Annotated in this window: 21 protein-coding genes and 1 other annotated feature; of the genes, 4 read left to right on the plus strand and 17 right to left on the minus strand. The window is 37.2% G+C overall.

Annotated features, from left to right (window positions below):
• Positions 1-10: 10 nt before the first annotated feature.
• The 17 genes from icmH to dinG form a co-directional block, all read right to left on the minus strand.
• Positions 11-844 (minus strand): type IVB secretion system protein IcmH/DotU, encoded by an 834-nt coding sequence (icmH, locus tag A6E03_RS12480; protein WP_065591608.1) that lies wholly within the window; start codon positions 842-844, stop codon positions 11-13.
• Between the two features lies 1 nt (position 845).
• Positions 846-2,168, minus strand: a complete 1,323-nt coding sequence (tssK, locus tag A6E03_RS12485) for a type VI secretion system baseplate subunit TssK (RefSeq protein WP_065600967.1) — start codon at positions 2,166-2,168, stop codon at positions 846-848.
• 12 nt (positions 2,169-2,180) lie between these two features.
• Entirely contained in the window at positions 2,181-2,669 is a 489-nt protein-coding gene (gene tssJ, locus A6E03_RS12490) for a type VI secretion system lipoprotein TssJ (RefSeq protein ID WP_065600968.1), read from the minus strand.
• 37 nt (positions 2,670-2,706) lie between these two features.
• On the minus strand, positions 2,707-3,981 hold the full coding sequence (gene tagH, locus A6E03_RS12495) for a type VI secretion system-associated FHA domain protein TagH (protein ID WP_065600969.1): 1,275 nt from the start codon (positions 3,979-3,981) through the stop codon (positions 2,707-2,709).
• A gap of 1 nt (position 3,982) precedes the next feature.
• A complete protein-coding gene (locus tag A6E03_RS20490; RefSeq protein WP_141676874.1) occupies positions 3,983-4,111 on the minus strand; it encodes a hypothetical protein in 129 nt (42 codons plus the stop codon).
• A 2-nt stretch (positions 4,112-4,113) separates the two neighbouring features.
• Entirely contained in the window at positions 4,114-5,682 is a 1,569-nt protein-coding gene (locus A6E03_RS12500; RefSeq protein WP_065600970.1) for a sigma-54-dependent Fis family transcriptional regulator, read from the minus strand.
• A gap of 2 nt (positions 5,683-5,684) precedes the next feature.
• Complete coding sequence (gene tssH / locus A6E03_RS12505) at positions 5,685-8,267, minus strand: type VI secretion system ATPase TssH (RefSeq protein ID WP_065600971.1); 2,583 nt, start codon at positions 8,265-8,267, stop codon at positions 5,685-5,687.
• The gene (gene tssG, locus A6E03_RS12510) at positions 8,264-9,298 is read right to left on the minus strand and encodes a type VI secretion system baseplate subunit TssG (RefSeq protein WP_065591614.1); all 1,035 of its coding nucleotides are present in this window, start codon (positions 9,296-9,298) and stop codon (positions 8,264-8,266) included. The genes tssH and tssG overlap by 4 nt, the downstream gene beginning before the upstream one ends.
• On the minus strand, positions 9,262-11,013 hold the full coding sequence (tssF, locus tag A6E03_RS12515) for a type VI secretion system baseplate subunit TssF (protein WP_065600972.1): 1,752 nt from the start codon (positions 11,011-11,013) through the stop codon (positions 9,262-9,264). Before tssF ends, tssG begins: the two co-directional genes overlap by 37 nt.
• Positions 11,010-11,435 carry a type VI secretion system baseplate subunit TssE gene (tssE, locus tag A6E03_RS12520; RefSeq protein WP_065591616.1) on the minus strand — a complete coding sequence of 142 codons (426 nt, stop codon included), beginning with the start codon at positions 11,433-11,435 and terminating at the stop codon, positions 11,010-11,012. Before tssE ends, tssF begins: the two co-directional genes overlap by 4 nt.
• Before the next feature lie 110 nt (positions 11,436-11,545).
• A complete protein-coding gene (gene tssC, locus A6E03_RS12525; RefSeq protein WP_065600973.1) occupies positions 11,546-13,021 on the minus strand; it encodes a type VI secretion system contractile sheath large subunit in 1,476 nt (491 codons plus the stop codon).
• A 3-nt stretch (positions 13,022-13,024) separates the two neighbouring features.
• Positions 13,025-13,522 (minus strand): type VI secretion system contractile sheath small subunit, encoded by a 498-nt coding sequence (tssB, locus tag A6E03_RS12530; RefSeq protein WP_065591618.1) that lies wholly within the window; start codon positions 13,520-13,522, stop codon positions 13,025-13,027.
• A 48-nt stretch (positions 13,523-13,570) separates the two neighbouring features.
• Positions 13,571-15,121 carry a type VI secretion system protein TssA gene (gene tssA / locus A6E03_RS12535; RefSeq protein ID WP_065591619.1) on the minus strand — a complete coding sequence of 517 codons (1,551 nt, stop codon included), beginning with the start codon at positions 15,119-15,121 and terminating at the stop codon, positions 13,571-13,573.
• 273 nt (positions 15,122-15,394) lie between these two features.
• The gene (rsmS, locus tag A6E03_RS12540; RefSeq protein ID WP_255310643.1) at positions 15,395-15,547 is read right to left on the minus strand and encodes a pleiotropic regulatory protein RsmS; all 153 of its coding nucleotides are present in this window, start codon (positions 15,545-15,547) and stop codon (positions 15,395-15,397) included.
• Positions 15,548-15,590: 43 nt separating this feature from the next.
• A complete protein-coding gene (locus tag A6E03_RS12545) occupies positions 15,591-16,142 on the minus strand; it encodes a primosomal replication protein (RefSeq protein WP_065591621.1) in 552 nt (183 codons plus the stop codon).
• A gap of 27 nt (positions 16,143-16,169) precedes the next feature.
• Positions 16,170-16,940 carry a TSUP family transporter gene (locus A6E03_RS12550; protein WP_065591622.1) on the minus strand — a complete coding sequence of 257 codons (771 nt, stop codon included), beginning with the start codon at positions 16,938-16,940 and terminating at the stop codon, positions 16,170-16,172.
• Positions 16,941-17,059: 119 nt separating this feature from the next.
• A complete protein-coding gene (gene dinG / locus A6E03_RS12555) occupies positions 17,060-19,144 on the minus strand; it encodes an ATP-dependent DNA helicase DinG (RefSeq protein ID WP_065600974.1) in 2,085 nt (694 codons plus the stop codon).
• Positions 19,145-19,675: 531 nt separating this feature from the next.
• Here dinG and A6E03_RS12560 point away from each other — a divergent pair.
• The 4 genes from A6E03_RS12560 to hisD all read left to right on the plus strand — a co-directional run bounded on the left by A6E03_RS12560 (position 19,676) and on the right by hisD (position 25,026).
• Positions 19,676-20,695 (plus strand): porin, encoded by a 1,020-nt coding sequence (locus A6E03_RS12560; protein ID WP_065591624.1) that lies wholly within the window; start codon positions 19,676-19,678, stop codon positions 20,693-20,695.
• Between the two features lie 628 nt (positions 20,696-21,323).
• Positions 21,324-22,352 (plus strand): porin, encoded by a 1,029-nt coding sequence (locus A6E03_RS12565; protein WP_065600975.1) that lies wholly within the window; start codon positions 21,324-21,326, stop codon positions 22,350-22,352.
• Between the two features lie 242 nt (positions 22,353-22,594).
• Positions 22,595-22,718: a sequence feature (His leader region), on the plus strand.
• Positions 22,719-22,789: 71 nt separating this feature from the next.
• On the plus strand, positions 22,790-23,686 hold the full coding sequence (gene hisG / locus A6E03_RS12570) for an ATP phosphoribosyltransferase (protein WP_065591626.1): 897 nt from the start codon (positions 22,790-22,792) through the stop codon (positions 23,684-23,686).
• 5 nt (positions 23,687-23,691) lie between these two features.
• Complete coding sequence (gene hisD, locus A6E03_RS12575) at positions 23,692-25,026, plus strand: histidinol dehydrogenase (RefSeq protein WP_065591627.1); 1,335 nt, start codon at positions 23,692-23,694, stop codon at positions 25,024-25,026.
• The last annotated feature ends 7 nt before the right edge of the window (positions 25,027-25,033 follow it).

The following is a 25,033-nucleotide window of genomic DNA, read 5'->3' on the forward strand; positions in this document are numbered from 1 at the left end:
TATGAAAATCCTATAATTTAATCTGTTGGAAGGCATGTATTACAAGTTCTGATTGTTGATTTAATACGTAATAAAACCCACCATAAATGGCACATAACGAAACCGTTACGACACAAATAATTCCAATCCATGAGGTTTGTCTTGTGAGTTTATGGCATTGAACCTGTTTGGGTTCCCAGTTGGGAGATAAACTTGATTTTTCATCACCTCGTAAGGATCGTATTTGTCGATATAATGAATCACGAATAGCATCAAGTTCGACTAATCCTCTTGATAAAACACGGTACTTCCCCTCAAACCCTAAACTTAAACAAAGGAACATTAGTTCTAACAAGTCTAAATATTTTGCTGGGTTACGGCTGAGTTTTTCTAATAAAAGAAAGAATTTTTCTCCGCCATAAGTTTCATTATGAAAGCTACTGAGCATACTTTGTGAGGCCCAGTGACTTTCTGAACCCCAAGGTGTAGTGACGATAATTTCATCCATAAATGAACATAATAGATAACGAGATAATGCGACGTAGTTATTTTCTACTCCCGAGTTTAACGCTTGGAATTCAAATGATTTTAGTTCTTCGACCAATTTTGGTTTTAAAAGCTCAATATCTTGATAGCTCTCTTTTTTTAAATCGCAAGTAATACAAAGTAAGGAAGATGCGGCACTGATTAGTGGGTTATTTCCTGCAAAGTTATATTCTTCTGGCTTGATTCTTGCAGCATAAACCATACGTTCCTGTAACTGATCAAACTTAGGCGCACTCGAATTTTGAGTTAATACCGGATTGATCTGATGGGGTTCTTGTGTGATTAGGACTGTACGATCATCCATATTTCTGCTGTTCATCTTAACTGTTCCTTATTGCCCAGAAAAAGAGAGAGAGTTCAGGGAAATCACCAGCAATATGAAAGGCGAATCCACCAGATTGGCTTAATTGAGAGCGGTCATTTGCATTAAGATCTAAGGTGAAATAACAATAATCACCATGGAATGGAACTTGTCGTGGTGCTACAGAAAGAGAGCGGCAGGTTATTCCTGGTAACTGCAAATTTACTAAATTTCGGATTTTTTCAACAGGTCCGACTTTTAGTTGTGGCGGCAGTTGTTTGCGCAATGTTTCTGTATCAGTGTGGGAGCGAGCAGCAAGGATAAAGGTCGCTTCTTGTAATAAAGAATCATCTGATATTGGAGCAATGAGTACACCGTGATTACGTTTTTGAAGTGGTATTTCAAACGCATTTTGCTTCAGTGATTGGTTAAGTTGCTTACGAAGTTGGAATAATATCTTCTCGAAAGCATCTCCTTGCTCCTTGTGATTATAGGCAAGTTCTAGATTTGCTCTGCGACGGTTAGCATCATAGGCAGAAAGCTCTCCTTGTAATGAGGCTAAGAGCAAAAAGAGCTCTTCAGGGTGATAATGAGCGCTTTTGTTTAAGTAATTGAGCTGAGGTTCGTATTTATTCAATAATTGTAATAATAAAAAATCACCAATTTCGGACGTTGCATGCCCTGATTGAGTAATACGCTCGGCCAGTATATCGGCCTTGTGAGTGATTAAAGTGAGTACTTCTCGCAGTGCTCTTTGTATTAATGAAGAATGCTGGCCATTTATGAAACTGGCCTCAAAATTAGGATTGAGTTGAATCGCACCTTCCGGAGTCACTTGTTTTATTTCACACAGTTTTAATTTAACCCAGTGATTATCAATTTTTTCTTCAGTGATAATATGAAAATCTAATTCCCCACAACTTATTGTTTGCAAGTTTTGAACTTGTGCATTGTTATCTGCAATCGTTAAATCATAGGATATATAACGAGTGTTGATTTCTGTTTCTTTTTCATTACGCGTTTCAGGGCTATTTATTGTAGAAAGTGAAATAGCTAAATATAAATTTAAGTTTGTTGCTGGCGCGTCTGATTCCCAAATGATTGGATTCGTTTGATGCTGGATGTCAAATAAAGATCCATCAGGAAGAATACCAGAGGCTTGGTTGATAACAATCTTCCCAACAGATAGGTGGTGGCTATCAAAGCTTAATGAATGAAAGCCCCAATTGAACCTATGTTGTTGTTGAGTTCTCACTTGCAACTGGTTTTGGTAATAACGGTCATTTTGTTGGAAGTGTTGAGGGCGCAATAACATGCCTTCTTTCCATATTACTTTTTGCATTTATTGGCCTCTCTATATCCGTGAGTTATTTTTTGTTGGTGATATTTTTTTCTTAACTCGTTCTAATTTTACGATCGAGGTATCGGTTGCGATTAATTCGATTTTTTGTGCTTCTTCTTGTTCAACGGTGTAGATGTAATACCAATCTGCAGAATCAATGTTTTGATAAGCCCCAATGACAGCAAGATATTGTCCTTTGGTATCCAATTTTAACTTGATGGTTTTTTTATCTCCGGGTCTTAAAATAAGTTCTTCTTCGGCAATAAAATCAGAGCCAAGAGTTGATTTTGCATTGTTGTATAAGTCAAAAAACTCGGAATTTTCAAAGCTAGTAATTGATGAAATTTCAATGATCTTAACAACTAGTGGCGAGGGCCTCTGAACATGGTCTGGGTTTAAATTAGCAGAAGCATTGAGAGTCAGAGCCACATAAGTGGGATCAGGAGTACTGCTACAAGCACTGATAAAGAGCAGCGTTATGAGAGAAAACAGTTTTTTCATGATGGTTATTTCCTTTTTATCACTCATGGTCCGATCGTTACACACGTAACGCTGCGGATAATATTTGTAACTGGGATTCATATTGCTTTGCGAAATCTTGCTCTAGTAATGCGTTTCGCCAATCTTTATCTTTGCTTATTTTTTCATGTAACTTTGCATAGGCTTTCCAATATTGAGCATCAGCTTTACCAAATTTGCTGTGTATACCGTCTTGAACAAAGCGGTAGACTAAGGTCTGTGGCGATAGCTTTTCAATTAAGGAATCTAACGTATGCTGACAGGCATCATGAATGGCGATCTGGTTAGCTTGAATGTCTTTACAACTCTGATTGATGGCCTCAATACCTTGTAAATAGCCGGGTTTATGATGAATGATGACATTCAATGCATCATTAACATCATGGCTAAATTTGATCGGATTATTTCCTTGGGCTTGAATTGTGGTCGCGTTTGCTGTCAGTTTATTTTTAATCTCAGTTCGAGTTCGTAGTAACTGTTGAATTCCATTAACGGAACTTCGTAATGCAGAGCCAATATCAAATAGAGTTTGCTCTGGGTTCTCTAAATTAGTTAATTCAATTCCTAGCCCTTTTGAAAGTGCCGCTAAATAAGCTTCGTTACTCGTATTTGATTTTGTTTTTGGTTGTTCACTAGCCTGCTTTTGTGTGCTTTTTTCTGTAACGAATGATTCTATTGGTTGTGGTTCAAGATCAATATCTTCATTAACAATATCGTCATTGAATACTGGAGAGATAAATTGTTCTTTGAGTAAAGCATCATCAATAATAGCTTGAGAGGGAATATTATCTTCGACTTGTTTTAGAAGTATCTCCTCATCGCTATTTAACAGTTCTTCAATTGGAGTATTACTTAAAAAGCTATCATCAGGGATCATGTCGAAAACGGAAGGATCTTGATCGGTACCGTGGTTCGATAGTGGGTCTAAAGAGCGATTATTGGTTGATTCTGGAGAGACATAATTTGTAGGATCTTGAAGAATACGAGCTCTTATTTTAATAAATCCAAGTTCGTACACATCACCATGAGAAATAGGATGTAATTCACCAGTGTTTAAAGAGGCTTCTTGGCCATTAAAATAGGTACCATTGGTGCTGTTATCCATGATGAAATATTGCTCTTTATCATAGCTAATAGATGCATGAATATTAGATAGCTGACGTTTTGAATCCGCAATGTACCAATCTGCATTCGGACTACGGCCAATAGTTCCACCTGCCTTTTTAAAGGTAAATGTAGGCAGAGTATCTATAGGAAGATCGTGTGATTGAATAATATCAAAGGCAAGTTCCATGTTATTCCTCCTCTGAAATTAAAGTGGTTTGTTCTTGTGGCTCAGGTTCGCCAACAGGACGGTAATCATCGTAATTACTGCATGCAGAAAGCAGTAAGGTCATAATGAGCAGTGAGAAGCGTAACAACATGCTTAATATCTCCATTCCTTGGCGGATAAGTTAAATTTTCTTAGTCGATAATCGAGTGAGCCTTTTGAAAGCTCTAATCGATTTGCGATAGTCTGTAGGTGTCCTTGGTGCCTTTCTAAATAAGCCACTAATACCGTTTTTTCAAATTGCTCTATTTGAGAAGAAAGACTGCCTATTTGTGGGTTATTGTCTTTTGTTTTTGGGGTCATCATCATGAGTTCATTTAAGACTTGAATGATAATGACCTTATCTAATTTTCGAGTGTCGGGTGCTTCCATACAACAACGTTCAATAATGTTTTTTAGTTCTCTAACATTGCCAGGAAAAGAGTACTCAACAAGATAATCAATAAAATCTTTAGTTAACTCAGGGGTTGATTGATGTTGTTCCTGGGCGTAATTATCAGCAAAAAAATGGCTCAGTAATGCCACATCACCTTCTCTTTCTCTCAATGCTGGGAGTGGAATTGTAAATTGAGCTAAACGGAAATAGAGGTCTTGACGAAATTCACCTTGTTCTATTTTCTTTATTAGTGCTTGGTGAGTAGCTGAAATGATTTTCACATCAACATCGTAAAGAGTTGTGGACCCAAGAGGGCGGACCTTTTTTTCTTCTAATACCCTAAGGAGTTTTGCTTGTAATGAACTTGGCATATCACCAATTTCATCTAGAAATAAAATGCCTTTATCTGCTGAACGTATTAAGCCAATATAATCTCTATCTGCACCAGTAAATGCCCCTTTTTGGTACCCAAATAATTCACTTTCTAATAAATGTTCAGGTATTGAGGCGCAGTTTTGAATTACATAGGGTTCATTTCTGCGATTACCGAATTGGTGAATTGCTTTAGCTATTAGTTCTTTACCACTACCCGTTTCACCCGTAACTAAAACATTGCGGTTTATATGTAATGCTTTAGAAATAGTTAAGCGAACTGTTTTTATCGCTTGGCTATTACCAATGATATTTAAATCCGAAGGTATGTGGTTGCCGTCATTATTGGGAGTTAGTATTTTCTCTAAAGAAATATGCTGTTTTTTTAATGTTGATGTTAGGCGATCTACTGCCAGTGAATTTAGTGTATGTATTGTTTGTCGGTCACTTTTTTTATATGACGTAAAGTTTGGATAATAGAACATTAATACACCAGAGACTCGTTGTTGGGTATTTTTTAGTGGCACGAATTCTACTTCACCATCTGTTAATAAATAATGGTCAGATTGTTCAAAGAGTAAATCCTTAATATCTTCACTGCATTGGCTAAAGTGAAGGTTAAAATTACGACCTTCTGTCATGCAAAGCGTTAAGGTATTGAACTCACGGTAATCAGTATTAAGGTTTTTATTTTTGGTTTGATTATGATCTAAATAAGTGAGATTAATCATGTGTTTTTGATTACGTTGAGTTTGTCCTTCTGCCATTTTAAATAGCTGAGTTCCCGACACTTGAGATAAGAAACAAATTACTTTTTGAGCGCCACTGTGCTTGAGGACCCCTGATAACCAACACTGGGTAAATTCACCTAGGTCGTTGTGCTGGTTATTGGTTGTGTTATTTACATGTTTTTGCATCGCTATTCCCCAAACTCACAAAACACGTGACCATCGTCATCGATATTGAGCGATATATTACTTAGAGGTTCTTTTCGAGCTAATGCTAATAGAATCTGAGAGGAGAATGCTGGCTTTAATTGGTTATTAATAATGGCATCTATGTTTCTTGCACCGGTTTCGGTCAGCGTGCAACTTTTGGCAATGTGCTGAATTATATTTTCGTTATAAGTGAGTAGTATATGTTGTTTATCTAGTTGTATTTTAAGTTGTTCCAACCGAATAGTTACAAGATCTTCCATGCTTTCCATATCTAATGGGAAAAAGGGTACTACACTCATTCTGCCAACTAATGCGGGTTTAAAATATTGATTTAATGTTGGACGAATTGCTTTTGTGAGATCCTCGACTGTTGGTTTTTCTTCTTGATTGCAAAGCGCTTCAATATGATCTGATGCAAGGTTAGACGTCATAATAATTAAGGTTTGTCTGAAGTTTATTTCACGACCTTCACCATCGTTTGCTGTACCTTTATCAAAAATTTGATAAAAAATATTCATCACTTCAGGGTCTGCTTTTTCGACTTCATCTAATAAAATAACGGAATAAGGTCTTTGACGGACAGCTTCGGTTAATACTCCGCCTTCTCCATAACCGACATAACCAGGAGGAGAACCAATTAAACGAGATACGGTGTGTTTTTCTTGAAATTCAGACATGTTAATAGTAGTAAGAAATTGCTCGCCCCCATACATTAGATCTGCAATTGCTTGTGCGGTTTGTGTTTTACCAACGCCGCTTGGGCCTACAAATAAAAACACACCGGTAGGCGCATTTGGATTATTTAAGCCAGCAGCTGTTGCTTGAATGGCTTTTTCTAAAGCAATAACCGCTTGATCTTGTCCCTTAATTTGTTCTTTAAGCTGCACTTTAATGCTCAATACTTGAGTTGCTTGCCCGCGCTCTAAGGTGCTCATTGGAATACCAGTCCAATGAGAGACGACTTCAGCTACAAGAGAAGGGCATGTTTCGTAATTAACTAAAGAACCAGATTCTTGTGCCGTGAGAAGTTGTTGGTAAATGTTTTGTTGATTACACACTAACCGTTCTCGCTCTTTGTCATTAGAGGTGCGTGCTATATCGATTCTTGATGTTAATAAAGCTTCAGCCAATTCTTTTTGGGTTAACCATTGCTGTTCTAAAACATTTGCTTCTAAGTGAGTATCTGCAAGTAGAGATCTAAGATTAGAGATAAGTTTTACATCAATAGAGATCCCTGCTTGTTGATCTCTCACAACGCAATCGAGTTCACGCTGAGTGATTGCAATCTTATGTAAAAGGGCTTCGAGTGATTCAGGTTTTGCTTTGAGATTTATTTTTACTCTAGCGCAAGCGGTGTCCAGAAGATCTATCGCTTTATCTGGAAGTTGTCGACCACTAATGTATCGAGCTGACAATTCAGCTGCGGCAATGATGGCATCATCTCGGACATACACACCGTGACTTTCTTCATAGCATTCAGCTAATCCACGCAAAATAGTCACGGCTTGCTCAACGCTTGGTTCATTAACCTTCACTGGTTGGAATCGTCGAGCTAATGCGGGATCTTTTTCTATGTGTTTTTTATATTCTGACCATGTGGTAGCTCCAATCGTACGAAGCTCTCCACGAGCAAGAGCCGGTTTTAATAGATTTGCTGCGTCATTACTCCCAGCTTGTCCACCAGCACCGATAAGAGTGTGAGCTTCATCAATGAAAAGTATGATAGGTGTTGTGCTTTCTTGTACGGCCTTAATTACTGAATTTAGACGACGTTCAAATTCACCCTTTATACTCGCTCCTGCTTGTAATAACCCTAAATCGAGAGACAGTAAGGCGACATTTTCTAATAATTCAGGAACTTCACCATGTGCAATCTTCAGTGCCAAGCCTTCTACAAGTGCTGTTTTTCCGACTCCGGCTTCACCGACAATCATTGGGTTATTTTTACGACGGCGAGCTAAGATATCGATCATTTGCCTGATTTCACTGTCTCGGCATAAGACGGGATCTATTTTATTTTCTTTGGCTAATTGAGTGTAATTTGTTGTGTAAGATTCAAGAGCACTTTGGTGTTCTTGATTTGTATTACTACTTTTTTCTGTTGAAGAAATTAAGCCTTCTACTTGTTGTTTTAACGATGTAACAGGTATCACACTTAATTCACGATAATAGGGGGTGTGGCCATATTTATTTGGGTGAGATAGCAACGTTAATAATAGGTTAGCAGCAAGAACTTCAGGTAATTGCATTTCTAATCTTGAATATAAATAGCTTTCTTGTAACCACTCAATTAAGGCAGTAGACAGTACGGGGTGATTACTTTCAGAAGCCGTACTTTTTCTACCGTGCTGTAATGCTTCAATTAAACGTTCAGTAGATACTTGATATTGCAGGCAGACTTTGTTCCAAAAACTTTGAGAGTTATTGAGGGCGGCTAGAATAAAGTCTTCACAAAGAACTTCGTTACCACCTCGAACTACGCAGAGTTGAGCTGCTTGTTCTAATGCTAAATGAGATTCTTTATCTAAGGTTTTTATAAGTTGAGATAATTCTACGTTAATCATGATGCTTTTCCTGAAAGTGTAATACGGCCTTCATTTGCACTTGAACCTAGCCAACTCGTCCAACCTAAGCAGCATTCATTGCTGTCTGATAGTGTTAATGGACGGGGTTCTCCGTTTTTTAAATGAAGCTGAATATCAAAGTCGAGTGGATCTTTAATGGTAAATTGAACCAATCTATTTAGCGTAATCCAATTCGGTTTATCGATTAAAAATGAATGAAAATGTTCCCAAGTTAACTGCGTAATATGGATTCGGAACTTGTTAGCACGGTCGGGGGCGCTATCACCTAACACCGAGCTAGTGGATAATGAAGCGTTTGCTTGTCCTAAAGCACAGAGTTGTGTCGTTGGGATTTGGCAATGACGCAAAATACATTCCTCGATATAAATATCGGAATGTTGGAAGTAGTATCGTAATAACGCTTCAATGGTATTTGCGGACCGAACTCGTTGACTAAGCAACCCTAAATAAGGGAAGAGACGTGACCAGTTTATTGATTTATCTTCTCGAAGTTCTTCTTCTTTTAAGCCGAGTAATGCAAAAATATGTTGAGAGAAAGGGTCGTTAGCCCCCTCTCTAAACGCGGCATTGTAACGATATTTTTGCCATACGGTTCGGATAAGGCGATGAAGACGATGGTGGAAAATATCTAAAAAAGGTTTCAGAATATTATTTTCATCTTGTAATAAATAATCATTGTAATAATGCGGTAAAGGCGAAGACGCCCCGATTAATGACAACATATTTAAGGACATGATAACTTTTGGTAAGCCATTACCATCGATGCAGATTGATATTGTTTGAATCTCTCGAGCGGCAAACCCTTGTGACGCATTCGCTATAAATTGAATGCGTTCATAAGCCTGATCATGAGAATAATCGTAATGTAGGCTTAATTGATGACATACATGATCTAACGCTTTCATTAAAGATAAATGACCGATGAACTCAATGGAGATTTCCAGTGTTTCTACAAGAGAAGAGACCGGCGTTATTAGATTAGAGGTTGTTGCCCCATTCTTGGTTGCCATGAATAGTCTCCTCCATCGGTACTTGTTACATTTAACTGATTAAATGAATTCATGCTCGTATAAAGAGAAAGAAATTCATTAATGACACTCGCAAATAAATACAACTCACCTTCACATAAAAAGTTTTTACTATTGAGTTTTAAATGGGTATTCATTGCTCGGACAGGAGCACCTTGATAAAGCATATCGCTAGGTTTAGTTGTTATGTTTTCAATACCATCAATTAGTCTCTGGTGTTTTTTCCCTTTCGCATCATCCTGTTGGCCTGCAAAATCGTATGCAGATAAAATACGTTTAAAAGCTTCAGGTTTTGTTAATGATAGGTAGTTTAAAGACATATTAGAAATTAAAGACCACAAGCCATCTTTCTCAATTGGCGGTGTGTAGCAAGGTGTTACGGTGCGAATGTTAGTAAAGGTTACAGAACCTGCGGTTTGCGATGTCGTTTGGGTTATAGAATCAATAGCTAAACGTTGTGCTAAAGGACCATTACAAGCCGTTACCCCAAGAGATACTGTTATGTTATTAGTAAATGTATACTGAGAACGAAATGATAAATAGGTATCAAAATGCCCAGTAACAATGTTCTTTTCTTGTCGGATGCTGTAGTAATTTGAATGTTTATTTGAATCATTATGTTCAAAGGATTCGAAATGATAAAAATCAATACGTCCTTTTTGGCCAGGGTTCCAACCATGAACTTCTTCGATTGATAAAATAGTACTTTGATTATCGGTTAGTGATGCTGGTGTAATTTTATACTGGTCTTTACGATGTGTTAATAAGAGTGGTTGCGTGTCTGTTTTAAATGAATTGACAATAGGTGTGCAAAATAATTCTGGTTGTACACGATTAGCATAAAAAGGTTGCTGAGTAATATTAGCTAGTGTGAATTTGAGATCGATATATTTACAACCTTCACTAAACGAAGCTGGCCAAACAGGCAACTCAGTTAAGTCAATGTAGTAATATTTTTCGGGATAACAAAAAAACTCTTGTATGTGACGATAACCTTCAAAAGTATTGAGTGGGTAATCGAATAGGTTTTGTTCAGTGGAAAAACCTACAGCTTGAATACTCTCTATTGGGAAAGTACCTCGGTTAATAATTTCTTGTTCATTATTTAATGCACAAAATTCAGCTTGAGTGGTTGCAGATCTTAGGGCCATTATTAAAGAAAGGCAGCTTGCTTTATCACCATTAAAATGGACTTTCAGTTTTGACATATCTAATGAGTGAAGATGAACACCAGACGACAGCTCTAGTCTAAGTTGATATATCCCCCCATGACCATTTGCAGTAAAAGATGAAGATTCTATAGAAATAGGATATATATCGATGTCATAACAGGTTTTGAATTGACATTGAATACCATCAATAGATTGGCTTAATACCTCCGTCCCTTTAGCTATGTGTGTTTTTTGAGTTAATTCACTAGCCGGAGTAAACTTTAATGTACTCATTGCAGGGATAGCTTGAACATAATTAGGCCAAAGTAACCGCATTAGTGAATGAGTTAATTCTGGTAATTGATTATCTAAGCGCTGATGTAGGCGTCCGACTAAAAAAGCAAAACCTTCAAATAAGCGCTCAATATCAGGGTCAAGACCTTCTTGACCAAGAAAAGGGGCTAAGGCGGGGTTTTCTTCCGAAAAAGATTTACCTAGCTCTCGTAGAGCAACTAGCTCAGATTGGTAATATTGATTAAAACTCATGCAGCACCTTGCATATTTCTATTAGCTGATTGTTGTCCGCTAGTTTTTGCATGAGTTGTAAATGAGATAGGAACACTCTGGCCATTCAATATGACGTCACCTTGAACATCAAAATAAAGGTGAAGAGGGCTATAAATATCACCTAGATAATTGACTTTAATATTCGTAAGACGGGTTTCATAACACTGAATCACTCGCTCTACCTCTCTTTTTACATGAATGATCGCATCGTGAGGAGTCATGTGAGACATATTAAGATCTGGTAAACCTAAGTCAGGACAAATAAGAGCGTCTCCTTGTCTGGTTGATAGCAATTGCGAGACATGAGATCGAATTGATTCCGTTATGTCACTAGGCTTAACAACAGCATTGTTCCGTGTTATTCCTGTTAATAGCCGTTCAAATAATCGTTGTGCAGCCATGTTTTGTTAGTCCCTTAAATATATCGTTCGAGAAAATAGGATCGTGGTTATGTTTTGTAAAACATCTGCGCTGACGTCATTATTGGAGTCAACGCAGAGTGGAGTAAGCATTACTCTTGGTCTAACTTGCCAACTAATGAGAGCGTAAAGTCTGACCCCATATATTTAAAGTGGGGGCGAACTGATAGGTTAACTCTGTACCAACCAGGGCTTCCTTCTACATCGCAAACTTCAATGTTTGCCGCACGAAGAGGGCGTCGACTACGAACCTCTGCGGGTGGATTTTCTTGGTCTGCGATGTATTGTCTTATCCAAGAATTTAATTCTTGCTCTAAATCGGTTCTTTCTTTCCAACTACCAATTTGTTCACGCTGTAATACTTTTATGTAATGTGCAAGGCGACTGATGATAAATATATAAGGAAGTTGCGTACCTAAGCGATAATTAAGTTCCTTATTTCTTCCTTCTTCACTGTTACCAAAAAACTTTGTTTTTTGAACTGAATTTGCAGAGAAAAACGCTGCATTATCAGAGCCTTTACGCATGGTTAAAGCGATAAAGCCTTCTTCGGCTAACTCATATTCACGACGGTCTGAAACGAGTACTTCTGTTGGGATTTTTGTTTCAATATCACCCATACTTTCAAAATGATGTAGAGGTAAATCTTCAACAGCCCCACCAGATTGTGGACCAATGATATTTGGACACCAACGGAAGTTAGCAAAACTTTCTGTAATACGAGTCGCCATTGTGAAAGCAGTATTACCCCATAAATAATTTTCATGAGTGGCAGAAACATTTTCATGATAATTAAATGTTTTGACTGGATTACCTTCAGGGTCGTAAGGTTGACGTAGCAGGAATCTTGGAAGGGTTAAACCTACAAAGCGAGAATCTTCTTGTTCACGGAATTTTTGCCATTTTGTATATTGTGGGCTCTCAAAATGGTCGTTTAAATCTTTGAGGTCAGGTAAGCCTTCGAAAGAGTCTAGACCGAAAAATTTAGGACCAGCAGCAGAAATAAACGGCGCATGAGCCATGGCTGCTACAGACGCTAAATTTTGAAGATTTTTAATATCGGGAGCAGAAGGACCAAAGTGGTAATTACCAATAATAGCACCAACCGGTTGGCCACCAAATGTACCAAATTCGTTAGTATAAACATGCTTATACAAACCAGATTGGGTAATATCTGAGGCATCTTCAAAATCCTCTAATAAATCATTTTTTGAAATACTAATAACTTCAATTTTAATGTTTTCACGGAAATCAGTTCTATCAACGAGTAATTTTAAGCCACGCCATGCTGATTCTAATTGTTGAAATGATTCATGGTGTAAAATTTCATCAACTTGCTTACTTAATTGTTGATCAATTTCAGTGATCATTTTATCGATTAATGCTTTTTTTACAGGCTCTTCTTGGTTTTTTGGTTTTAATAGCTCTTCAATAAAAGCACTGACGCCGCGTTTAGCAATGCCATAGGTTTCATCTTCTGGTGTTAAATTGGTTTGAGCAACGATTTGGTCAAGAAGACCAACCGTGATTTCAGGTTGAACTTCTTGTACTGCGCTTATATCGGACATTGATTATTCCTTTTCCTTTGTTAAACCTAATTCGCTCAGTAGCTTTTCTCGTGCATTTTCATCAACGAGAGCGTCTTCAATTGCTTTTCTAAATGAAGGTGCATTTCCTAGTGGACCTTTTAAAGAGACTAAAGCTTCACGCAAATCCATCAGACCTTTTAGTTCAGGCACTTGCTCAACGATACTTGCAGGATCAAAGTCATTGATTTTTTTGAATGAAAGATCGACAGAAATTTTCTCAGGCCCTTCGCCATCTTGGAGTTGGTTTTTTACACCAAAAGAGATGTTTAGGTTCTGTTTTTCAATGACATCGTTAAAGTTGCTTTTATCCACATTGAATGGCTTTCTGTCTTCAAGTTGACGATCGTCTTGTTGGAGAGTGAAATCACCAAGTACCATCACTTTAAGTGGCAATTCAAGTTCTTCAGTTGAATCAGACTTTGCAGGTTTGAATGTCACATTTACACGCTCTTTTGGCGCGACAGATCCATCTTTTGACATGGGGGCTCCTAGATTTTCAATTTAAGAACAGTTCATTATATAAACTGTTTAGTCATTAATTACTCGTATTGGGTTTAGGCAACAGAGTCGTTCACGTAAAGTCGTTATGAGTTGAGTATCTTGTTTTTTTACAGGTAGCTTGCTTTGACACGAAAGCCAGAGATCTAATAGACGTTCTTCAAGCAAAGGATCCCAGTGTTTTAATACAGAATGTGAGTATTGGGTATCAAGCCACTTAAGAAGAGGACTTGCTAACTCGTACTTCTTTGCTTGTAATAACAAGGTTGCCTGTGAAAATTGCCAAAAAAAGGCTTCACGAGCAGAGCGTGATTGATGGTGGCCTGTAATAAGAGGCTGGAGTACGTCACTTAAAGGTTCTTGTTTCAATAAAGTAAGAGCTTCTCTTAATACAAGGTCCCATTCACTTGTTGTATTGCTTTCAACAAAGTGCGGTGTGGATTTTGTTGGGGGATTATGTTGAAGGCAGTTTTGCTCAATCCATGCTTGCGTATCAGGTTTTGCAAATTCAGAATTATCATCAAATTTTAGTGAAGTGATGCCAGGTGTTTTTTTCATAAGTAAAGAAAGTTGATCAACAATAGATTGAGCTGCTTCATGATGATTTAATTCGATTAAACTTTCCCATGCCATGAAATGGCCATCTAGCCAGAATGGAGATTTAGATAAACTCTCTTCAAGTTCAATGAGTAAACTCGCGTAGTTGGCCTCACTCTTTAATTGCTGAAAATGCTGCTGTCTAGCGAGAGGTACAGGCTTGAGCATGGTGACATTATCACCATCACTCGATGGAGCTTGAGTAATATTTAGCCAGGTTAGAGTACGGTTTAATTGATATGCTTTTTCATCATTTGTTTTTTGATTAAGCCAATATTTTGAAAGGCTGCGTGCTACATCCTGTAAATGACGTAATGCTTTATTTGCATTACGATCATCTGTTATTTCGTCTTGAGAAAATGAAAGGTTAGTGCTTGTATTTATAGATTTAATACTATTATTGGTGATTGTATTTATTTGTTCGCTTGGTACTGATTCTTTCCCTGATGTTAATCTTTTTTTATGCTTTTTAACTTGATTTATTAATAGGGTGACATTATCTGTTTGTGAATCAAAATTAGAGGTAATTGAGTTTTCTAATTTTAATAAAATGTCAGTTAAACTATCAATAATTTCAATGTCGACTATATTGTCAATGATGTCCTTTGTTTCTTTATTAATATGAGTGATTATTTTGTTAATCGATGAATATTGTTGTTTTTTTCTTTTTGGATAGATATCACTTTTATATTTAATGATAAAGTTGTGAATTGTTGATAAAAACTCAATAAACGTCACTGAAGATGGGACGTGTTTAAAAGAGAGTAGTAACCAATAAATAATCCTATAATCTTTACTTTTAATGGTTAGTAAATTCAATGAATTAGAGTGAACACTGTGCCAGTCCGTTTTGCTTGTAGCAAACAGATCGATAGCTTTATTGATTTCGATTTCAATAGTTTCAAACTCAGGCTCATAAGTAAGATCTATGCCTAAGCGATCCTCTTCTGATATATCAGAGAGAATTTCATTATAAGAATACATATTTACCCTAGCTAATATCAATCGATGTAAGCATTAAATAGCTTTTTATCAATATTGATATGGTGACATTATAATTATTTATTACTGATTTGATTGTTATTATCAATCTATTTATAAGTAAATATTAAATGGATAAAATGAAATAATAAAGAGGAATAATTCGTGGTTAAATTAATTGAGAAATAGATCTAAGTTTTATGCAAATAAGTCAAATAGATTTATTTGCATAAGAATTAATTTAAAAACAGCTGTCTCATTGGTGAGTCGTTTGTCTTATTTTTTCTTGTAATCATTAAGGACAATTTCAAGTGCGCTAATTGCTGTCTGTTTATCAACATTATTATTCTCTAGCAAATAGATTAAATCTACAGCTAGTTTTATGTCGTCAGGAGCGTGATCAAGAGGACTATTATTTTCTATTTCAATAATGGTTTCTGTGTTATCTGTGTTCTCAGAAAGTTTAGATTGATTAGTCATGTTGCTCTCGATAAGTAATTTGTTGTTCTAAACGAACCATTGCTTCTTTACAGCGTTGTAGTCGCTTTTCTGTCGTTAAGAGTGTTTTTTGTAACCCTTGTTGTTGAGTGAATGAATTACATTGATTAACCGCATGTTCTTGCTCTCGTATCATTTGAGTTAATCGGCGATCCCATTCTTGATGCTGCGCTAAGTCCTGGTACATATCGCTTATTGGTTTCTTATAACTGCCTTTGGGGCGCGGCTCATTAGACCGAATACGTTGAGTTGCAACTTCTCGTTGAACGGCTTGAATTTGAGAAACCAACATTTGGGTTAAATATTCAGCTCTTTGCGCGGTTAAAATATTTGCTTTTTCTTCTCTTTGTATCGATTTTAACGTTTCTTTTGTTTCATTAATACAAGGGACAAGATAGCGACTGCGGCAGCCGAACAATCGTTCATCAAATAAAGGCAATCGTTGCTCTCCTCGACGACGGTCAATTTCTGCGGCTGTTTTACCTAGTTGCTCAAGCATGATCTGAATTGAACTAAAGTTTGTCATATGAACCTCAGTGGTGATAGCGTGAAATTAGAACCAAGCATCTAAAGCCAATTTGAATGCTAAAATACACACAACAGTAACAAAGACAGGACGAATAAACTTAGAACCAAAACGAATCGCGGAATGCGCACCAATAAATGCACCGACCATTAAACACACTCCCATAGTAAGACCTAACGCCCAGTTAATATGCCCCAGAATGGCAAAAGTAACTAAAGAGGTAATGTTACTTGTGAAATTCATTGCTTTAGCTAAACCTGACGCTAATAAGATATTAAGGCGATACATAGCCATGCTACTTACCGTCCAAAAGGCACCAGTACCAGGACCTGCAACACCATCATAGAATCCTAATGTTAAGCCTTGTATTACTTGCTGTTTTTTTAATGTTGGTGTTTTTTCTGGTAATTGATTTTGTTCAGATATTACACGTGTAGGCCATATAGTATAAAGAGCAGCGGCAAGAATAATTAGGGGTAATCCTTTTTCTAACCATTCGGTAGAAATATAATTAACCAGTAATGTCCCGAAGGTAGCACCAAAAAGAGTGGCAACAAATGAAGCTTTCCAAAAACCAGGGTCAAATAGTTTCTTTTTAAAATAGGTTAAAGCCGCCGTTGATGAAGCAAAAGTAGCTGCAAGTTTGTTTGTACCTAAAGCAATGTGAGGTGGTAATCCAATTGAAAGTAAAGCGGGTACGGTTAACATACCACCACCACCAGCAACGGCATCAATAAATCCAGCAATAAAGGCAACCAACCCTAAAACAATTAGGGTACTAGGTTCAAGAAATTCCATATCAACTCTTATATAATAATGGGTATAGTGATATCAATACCAATAACATGATCTCTACTATTTTATAGAGAAATCATTTAATTATTGGCATAGTCTTAGGTTCGCAATGTGCGAAAGGTTTACTCAATTACCCTCTTAAAAGGAGGTAATGCATCTAAAAGCGCCTTGCCATAACGTTTAGTTATTACTCGGCGATCAAAGAGGACAACTCTACCAGAATCTTCTTCTTTACGCAGTAAACGTCCAACGGATTGAATCAATTTTTTACTGGCTTCTGGAACACTGATCTGCATAAATGGATTTCCACCTCTGCTTTCTATGTATTCAGAATGAGCCTCTTCAACTGGGGAGGTTGGGACACCAAATGGTATCTTGGTTATTATTAGGTTTGTGAGCAAGTTTCCTGGTAAATCTAACCCTTCAGAAAAACTCCCGGTTCCAAATAAGATACTAATTTTATTAGATTCACAAAGTTTTGAATGTTTTTTAATTATTTCTTGACGAGATTCTTGCCCTTGAATTAATAAACTCCATCCGTGTTTCTTTGCTATTTTTTCAATACCTTCTGCTACTTTATTCATTTGCCAATAGGAAGAGAATAAAACTAAGCTTGATGTTTGGTCTGCTAAATAAAAAGGCAGCTCTTCAATTAATAAATCTGTAAAACCGGGATCAGAGGGTTCTATTGGTAATTTTGGAATGACTAACTGTGCATTTTCTTGGTAATTAAATGGTGATGCTAAAGAAAGAAAACGAACGCCATCCTCTGGTTTTTCTGATATACCAGCTTGCTTACAGAAAAAAGAATAGCTATTAAGAGCACGCATAGTCGCTGATACAATTACTGCACCCGCGGCTCTGCTCCATAAATTTTGATCTAGCTGCCAACCTACTTCAAGAGGAGATACGTTAATTACAACGTCACTTTCTCTGTCTTTACTTTTTTCTAACCAACGAGCAAGTGGGGCTCCTTTATCACTATTGGGTTTTGCCATTAAAAACCACACTTGAGCCAAATTTTCTAATCGTTGAAGATAAAATCCCATTTCGGCTAATGCAGGTTCTGCCATTCTTGGTGCGAGTTCCCCATCTTTCATGCGTTCAGAAATCAAATCACTGATCTTCGCTAAAGCTTGATTGGCTTTCGTTGATAGTTCTTTTAAATCTTTTGATTGCTCTGCAAGCCAAGTTGGAATTTCACCATGCTCAAAGCGGTAAATTCCATCATTATTAAATAAGGTAGGATCGAATTGTTTGCTTAGTTGACTTAAAGAGGGGATTAACTCTTGTAAATTATCATGCAGTGTATTTTGAAAGCGATTTACGCGTTTTTGGTCTGCAAGATTACAAAATTTACTGACAGATTTATTTAAAGATTCTAACCAAGACACGGTACCTTTTAAATTTGCAGCAGCAGCAGAATGTTCTCGAGCAACATGTGGTAAATGATGAGCCTCATCGAATATATAGATAGTCTGTTCTGGCTCAGATAAAACCACGCCACCACCAAGCTCAATATCAGCCATCACTAGACTGTGATTTGCTATGACTACGTCAGCTTTATCAAGGTGTTCACGTGCTTTTTGAAATGGGCATTCACGGTGCATTGGCAAACCGTTATGGCAACTGTATTTATCTGAAACGATAGATTGCCAAATAGATGATGGAATTGTACTAGGCCAGCTATCGGTATCACCATCCCACTTACCCTCAGATAATGCTTTATACATACGTTTTAAAAGATCTAAATCTTTCTTTTTAGGTTTTTCTGTAAATAAGGCTGTTTGCTTATCTTCTTCATGATTCGTTTCTACTAATAAAGCCAGTTTGTGGCTGCAACAATAGCGCTGACGTCCTTTAGCTATAATAAAAGAGAAAGGTAATGGTGAAATACGACGATAAAAAGGAAGATCCTTATGAGCTAATTGTTCTTGTAAGGCAACTGTTGCTGTCGAAATCACAATTTTTTTATTATTTAGTTTAGCGAAAGGGATGGCACTTAGCAGATAAGCTAAAGATTTACCAATGCCTGTACCTGCTTCAGCAACAATCATGCGATGAGTTTCACTATATTCCCCAGCAAGTGATTTAGCGATTTCTGCTACTAAATAGTTCTGTGCACGGCGAGGTATAAAGCCGGGAAGTTGGTCTTGCAGTGTTTTATAGCTTTCGCGAATGCAATCAGTAACAGCTTTGTTCAGCATGAGTCGACTCAAATGGATATAAAAAACCATTGTAACACGCTTGTTTAAATGTGATCTCCTGCAAAAAATGGATTCTTATATAATAAATTAGAGACTTTTGTCACGATTTTGAGATGTATGCACTCTTAAGATGTAAATGTTAATTTTTAGATTGTATATTTTGGTTGTTTTTCGTTTTATTTTGGTTTTTTATTCTTATTTTTCATACCTAAGTTTGCGTTATTTGGATTTATATTCTTTTAATGTGGAAAATAAATATTTATATATTTGTTTTTAATTGTGATTTTAAAGGACGTAAATTCATGCTGGTTGGGGTTATCTTGTTGTATTTTAAGTGTTTATATATTTTTATATTACTTTTGGTTTGGGTTTGACATGCGTTAAAACTTTTTGCAAAGTAGCTCTCGAATTAACGAAGTATGGATTAATCGCACGGTTAGATGCGTTGGTCGATACGGAATGAAAAATACATAAATACATGGAACCGGAAAACGGATTTCCAATCTTTCTAAGAAAAGGCAGTGGATTATTATGAAAAAGACTCTTTTAGCTCTTGCAGTAGCAAGCATCTCAACTTCAGCTTTTGCTGTTGATACAAGCAGCCAAAACAGTAAAAACGATGACATGTTTGCATTTGACTCTATGCATAAAGACCAGTTTTCTGTGTCTGGTTCTGTAGGTGTTGGTGGTTATTACGATACTGCATCTAAAGCAATATATGATGATTGGGCAACAGGTCTTACTTTAGCCGTTAACTACCGTAATAATCGTATTGTTGGTTATTTTGAAACTGACTTTATGTTGAACTACTCAACTGACCCTGATGCTAAAGCTGCATCTTCTTCTGATAAGTATTCAGGTCCTGCGACTGATGTAGATAAAGCATGGTTAGGTTTTGATACTGGTTTTGGTATTGCCTCTTTTGGTTGGGAAAATGATACTGCACTTGATGCTGTAGATGGCGCTGGTGATAATACTTACGAGTTTGGCGCTTCTGCGGGTGACGCTTCTGATGGTTTTAATGTTGTAAAATTCCAAGGTTCAACAAGCGGTTTTGCTTACGGTATTTCTTACTTTGAAACTGGTGACAATCATGTTGCTGCAGATAAAGGTGTGAATGGTTACGTAGGTATCGAGCAAGAGATCTTTAATGTATATGCTGGTTACGAAACTCGTGACGAAGCTGAGTATGATGTAATGACTGTTACTGGTAACGTTAAGCTTGGTGCCGTTAAACTTGGTGCAAACTTCTGGATTGAAGATGGTGATTCAGATGATCTAACAGGTAAAAACCTAACTAATAAAGAGAATACTGGTTATTACCTATCTGCTGGTTATGCATTAAGTGAAGACTTAACATTAGCAGCAGGTTACGCGGCTAATACTAAAGAAATTTCAAAGAAAGAGACTGATTACTCTTATATGAACGTGGCAGCAATGTACACACTAGCTAAGAATATGGATATGGGTATTGATATTCGTCAGGATCTTGATGCCGGTGCTTCTGATGAAGAAACTTATGTATTCGCAGCTGGTTATTACTACTTCTAGTATAACCATTTAAGTTTTTAAATTATTAAAACCAGTCTTTTGACTGGTTTTTTTTTGCTCTTTTTTTATGTAATTTAGCTGTTTGGTGTGTCGAGTTTTTAACATTGTTTTTTTTATTGATTGAAAAGTGAGGTAAAGGTCACAATTATTTTTTAGCATTTCTTATGAATTCTTTATTGTGGCTCTCGTGATTGAAAAAAAATACGACTAAATATAATTAGTTTTGTCGTATTTATTATTGTCAATTTCTATCTATAAATATGAATGCCCTGGTAGTGGTGTTTCGGGTAATTTAGGTTAATTTACATTTATTGCTTATTATTATTAATGACTTACTGGCGAAGTGTTGATTCTCTCTGTGTTTATTTTTATTTTTATTTATATTTTCCAGTTTGAACTACGTCACATAATCAAAATGTCCGCTGTAACCCTCTGTATTGCTTGTATTTATCAATTTTTACTTTCCTTGACTTTGTGCGTTGACACAATGAGAAAACTTTAGCAAAGTAGCGTCCAGAAACGGAGACGCTAACAAGTCGCACAATTAGATGTAACTGTAGCGCTCTAACATAAAGGGAACCGGAAATCGGATTTCCAAATCTTTCTAAGAAAAGGCAGTGGACTTATTATGAAAAAGACTCTTTTAGCACTTGCAATCGCAAGCATCTCAGCATCAGCATTTGCTGTTGATACAAGCAGCCAAAACAGCAAAAACGAAGACATGTTTGCATTTGATTCAATGCACAAAGACCAGTTCTCAGTATCTGGTTCTGTTGGCGTTGGTGGTTACTACGACACTGGCACTAAAGCATTTTATGATGATTGGGCTACTGGTCTAACTCTTGCTGTTAACTACCGTAACAACCGTATTGTTGGTTATTTTGAAACTGACTTTATGCTTAACTATACAACTGACAATGAAACGAAAGGTTGGGGAGCAAATAAAGATCAAGCGTCTAACCCTGCTACAGATGTAGATAAAGCATGGTTAGGTTTTGATACTGGTTACGGTATTGCTTCTTACGGTTGGGAAAATGATACAGCATTAGATGCTATCGATGGCGCTGGTGATAACACATACGAGTTTGGTCTTTCTGCTGGTGATGCGTCTGATGCATTCAACGTAGTTAAATTCCAAGGTTCAACAAGCGGTTTCGCTTATGCTGTATCTTACTTTGAAACTGGTGATAATCACGTAACAGCTGACAAAGGTGTGAACGGTTACGTTGGTATTGAGCAAGAAATTTTCAACGTTTATGCTGGTTATGAAACTCGCAGTGATGCTGATTATGACGTAGCAACTGTAACAGGTAATGTTAAATTAGGTGCAGTAAAACTAGGTGCTAACTTCTGGATTGAAAATGGCGATTCAGATGACCTTACTGGTACAAATGCATTTGATAAAAAGAATACAGGTTACTACTTGTCAGCAGGTTACGCTCTTTCTGAAGATCTAACATTAGCTGCAGGTTATGCTGCTAATACAGTTGAAAAGAAAAACCTTAAAGATCTTGACCAGTCTTACATGAACGTTGCAGCTATGTACACACTAGCTAAAAACATGGACATGGGTATCGATGTACGTCAAGACATTGACATGGGTGAAGGCAACGAAGAAGAAACTTACGTATTCGCTGCGGGTTACTACTACTTCTAATCTCTTGATTTAAAGTAAACCAAATTATTAAGCCAGTCATTATGACTGGTTTTTTTTCGTCTGAAGAAAATTAAGATATAAGAGTATTTATTAAACTTTTTATGACATCAAAACTTTCTTTAAAATAATTGTTCTTTTTTGTTGAAATAAAACCACAGTTTGATAATGTATTTACAAGGTTAAAAACAAAATCAATTTGTTACTTAAAGGTTTATTATTATGCGTATTCAAGGTCTGAACATTCATCACCATCACCATCCTGAGTAGTCTTTCGGGAGGATACGTTATATCCGGAAGGCAATTAGAATTACCTTCCGATGAATAAAATTTCAAACCCTCGGAAGGTAAAACTTCTGAGGGTTTTTTCGTTTTATGACCAAAATTAGTAACAGATAACCACAACAAATTTAGAATTACATTTTTACAAGGAAGAGATTATGTCAGCACAACGTTTACGCATCGCAATTCAAAAGAAAGGACGTTTGTCTAAAGAGTGCCAAGAGCTGTTTAAGCGCTGTGGTATGAAATTTAACATCTCAGGTGAGCGCCTAGTGGTTCATTCTGAAAATATGCCGATTGATTTATTGTTGGTTCGTGATGATGATATTCCAAGTCTTATCATGGATGGCGTTGTTGACTTAGGTGTTATTGGCGAAAACGAATTAGAAGAAGTACGTCTAGAGCGTAAGGCATTAGGCGAGCCTTCAGCATTTACAACATTACGTCGTTTAGACTTTGGGGGTTGCCGTCTGTCTATCGCGATTGATAAAGATGCTGTTTATAACGGACCACAAGATCTAGCAGGTAAACGTATTGCAACAACCTACCCACAATTACTTAAAAGCTTTATGGATGAGCAAAATATCCCATTCTCAACCTGTATCTTAAATGGTTCAGTTGAAGTTGCTCCGCGAGCTGGTTTATCTGATGCAATTGCCGATCTAGTATCAACAGGTGCAACCCTTGAGGCAAATGGCTTAAAAGAAGTTGAAGTGATTTTCCGCTCTAAAGCCACGCTAATTCAACGTGAAGGAGAGTTCGATGCGGATAAAGCAGCATTGATTAATAAGCTACTTACACGTATGCAAGGTTGTATTCAAGCGAAAGAATCTAAATACATCATGCTACACGCGCCAACTAATAAGTTAGAAGCGATTAAATCATTACTACCGGGTGCGGAAGATCCAACGGTACTTCCTTTATCAAGTGATGGAGCGAAAGTGGCTGTTCACCTAGTGAGTACTGAAAATCTATTCTGGGAAACAATGGAACAACTAAAAGCATTGGGTGCAAGTTCAATTCTTGTATTGCCAATTGAGAAGATGATGGAGTAACCATTATGAAAACCTTAGTTTGGCAATCATTAAGCGACTCACAACAAGATACGGTGCTTCAACGTCCTGCAATTACAGAAGGCGCTAATATAACGGCTGCTGTAACCAGTGTGATAAATACGGTGAAGCAAGACGGCGATGCTGGCGTGTTAGCGTTAACTGAAAAGTTTGATAGGGTTAAACCTGATTCTATTCGCGTTTCAGCAGCAGAAATTGAAGCAGCGAGTGAGCGCTTATCTGAAAAGATGAAAGCGGCACTACAACAAGCTTATAGCAATATTTCTAAGTTTCATAAAGCACAAAAGCCTCAACCAATCAAAGTTGAAACTCAACCTGGTGTCGTATGTGAACAAATCACGATGCCAGTGAATAAAGTTGGCTTGTATATTCCGGGTGGTAGTGCGCCATTACCTTCAACAGTGTTGATGTTAGGTATTCCTGCACAGATTGCAGGTTGTCATAAAGTGGTACTTTGTTCGCCACCGCCGATTGCTGATGAGATCTTATACGTTGCTAAGCTATGTAAAGTCGATGAGGTGTATAACATTGGTGGCGCACAAGCGATTGCAGCTATGGCGTATGGTACTGAATCTGTCTCTAAAGTGGATAAGATCTTTGGCCCAGGTAACGCATACGTCACTGAAGCAAAACGCCAAGTATCCAATGATTTCCGTGGTGCTGCTATTGATATGCCTGCGGGACCTTCTGAAGTCTTGGTTATTGCGGATGAAACGGCTGATCCAGACTTTATTGCGGCCGATCTTCTTAGTCAAGCTGAACACGGACCTGATTCACAAGTTATCTTAGTAACGCCATCGCCAATCATTGCAGATCAAGTGGCTGATGCCATCGAAAAGCAATTAAAAGAACTGACTCGTGCGGATATCGCTCGCCAAGCGCTAGGCTCTAGTTTGTTGATTATTGCTGAATCATTAACGCAATGTGTTTCAATATCAAACTTTTATGGTCCTGAGCACTTAATTGTTCAAACTAAAAATCCACGTGAATTATTACCATTGTTAGATAACGCAGGTTCTATTTTCTTAGGTGAATATTCTCCAGAATCAGCAGGAGATTATGCGTCGGGAACTAACCATGTATTGCCGACTTATGGTTATACCAGAACCTATTCAAGTCTTGGTCTTGCTGATTTTTCTAAGCGTATGACAGTACAAGAATTGACGGCGAATGGTTTAAAAGGATTAGCACCAACGGTAGTCACAATGGCAGAAGCAGAAGGGCTTGATGCTCATAAGCGAGCGGTTACCATCCGAGTTGAAAAACTAGCTAAGCTAGAAAAAGATCAGCTAAAAGCCAATCAGCTAGAAACGAATCAATAGGAATTCA

Origin of the sequence: Aliivibrio sp. 1S128 (assembly GCF_001691065.1) — a bacterium.
Lineage (GTDB): Bacteria > Pseudomonadota > Gammaproteobacteria > Enterobacterales > Vibrionaceae > Aliivibrio.

What these genes read in the sequence shown, in the direction of transcription:
- icmH (WP_065591608.1), bottom strand. Translation starts at nt 844, where the DNA reads ATGAACAGCAGAAATATGGATGATCGTACAGTCCTAATCACACAAGAA.
- tssK (WP_065600967.1), bottom strand. Translation starts at nt 2,168, where the DNA reads ATGCAAAAAGTAATATGGAAAGAAGGCATGTTATTGCGCCCTCAACAC.
- tssJ (WP_065600968.1), bottom strand. Translation starts at nt 2,669, where the DNA reads ATGAAAAAACTGTTTTCTCTCATAACGCTGCTCTTTATCAGTGCTTGT.
- tagH (WP_065600969.1), bottom strand. Translation starts at nt 3,981, where the DNA reads ATGGAACTTGCCTTTGATATTATTCAATCACACGATCTTCCTATAGAT.
- A6E03_RS20490 (WP_141676874.1), bottom strand. Translation starts at nt 4,111, where the DNA reads ATGTTGTTACGCTTCTCACTGCTCATTATGACCTTACTGCTTTCTGCA.
- A6E03_RS12500 (WP_065600970.1), bottom strand. Translation starts at nt 5,682, where the DNA reads ATGCAAAAACATGTAAATAACACAACCAATAACCAGCACAACGACCTA.
- tssH (WP_065600971.1), bottom strand. Translation starts at nt 8,267, where the DNA reads ATGATTAACGTAGAATTATCTCAACTTATAAAAACCTTAGATAAAGAA.
- tssG (WP_065591614.1), bottom strand. Translation starts at nt 9,298, where the DNA reads ATGGCAACCAAGAATGGGGCAACAACCTCTAATCTAATAACGCCGGTC.
- tssF (WP_065600972.1), bottom strand. Translation starts at nt 11,013, where the DNA reads ATGAGTTTTAATCAATATTACCAATCTGAGCTAGTTGCTCTACGAGAG.
- tssE (WP_065591616.1), bottom strand. Translation starts at nt 11,435, where the DNA reads ATGGCTGCACAACGATTATTTGAACGGCTATTAACAGGAATAACACGG.
- tssC (WP_065600973.1), bottom strand. Translation starts at nt 13,021, where the DNA reads ATGTCCGATATAAGCGCAGTACAAGAAGTTCAACCTGAAATCACGGTT.
- tssB (WP_065591618.1), bottom strand. Translation starts at nt 13,522, where the DNA reads ATGTCAAAAGATGGATCTGTCGCGCCAAAAGAGCGTGTAAATGTGACA.
- tssA (WP_065591619.1), bottom strand. Translation starts at nt 15,121, where the DNA reads ATGTATTCTTATAATGAAATTCTCTCTGATATATCAGAAGAGGATCGC.
- A6E03_RS12545 (WP_065591621.1), bottom strand. Translation starts at nt 16,142, where the DNA reads ATGACAAACTTTAGTTCAATTCAGATCATGCTTGAGCAACTAGGTAAA.
- A6E03_RS12550 (WP_065591622.1), bottom strand. Translation starts at nt 16,940, where the DNA reads ATGGAATTTCTTGAACCTAGTACCCTAATTGTTTTAGGGTTGGTTGCC.
- dinG (WP_065600974.1), bottom strand. Translation starts at nt 19,144, where the DNA reads ATGCTGAACAAAGCTGTTACTGATTGCATTCGCGAAAGCTATAAAACA.
- A6E03_RS12560 (WP_065591624.1), top strand. Translation starts at nt 19,676, where the DNA reads ATGAAAAAGACTCTTTTAGCTCTTGCAGTAGCAAGCATCTCAACTTCA.
- A6E03_RS12565 (WP_065600975.1), top strand. Translation starts at nt 21,324, where the DNA reads ATGAAAAAGACTCTTTTAGCACTTGCAATCGCAAGCATCTCAGCATCA.
- hisG (WP_065591626.1), top strand. Translation starts at nt 22,790, where the DNA reads ATGTCAGCACAACGTTTACGCATCGCAATTCAAAAGAAAGGACGTTTG.
- hisD (WP_065591627.1), top strand. Translation starts at nt 23,692, where the DNA reads ATGAAAACCTTAGTTTGGCAATCATTAAGCGACTCACAACAAGATACG.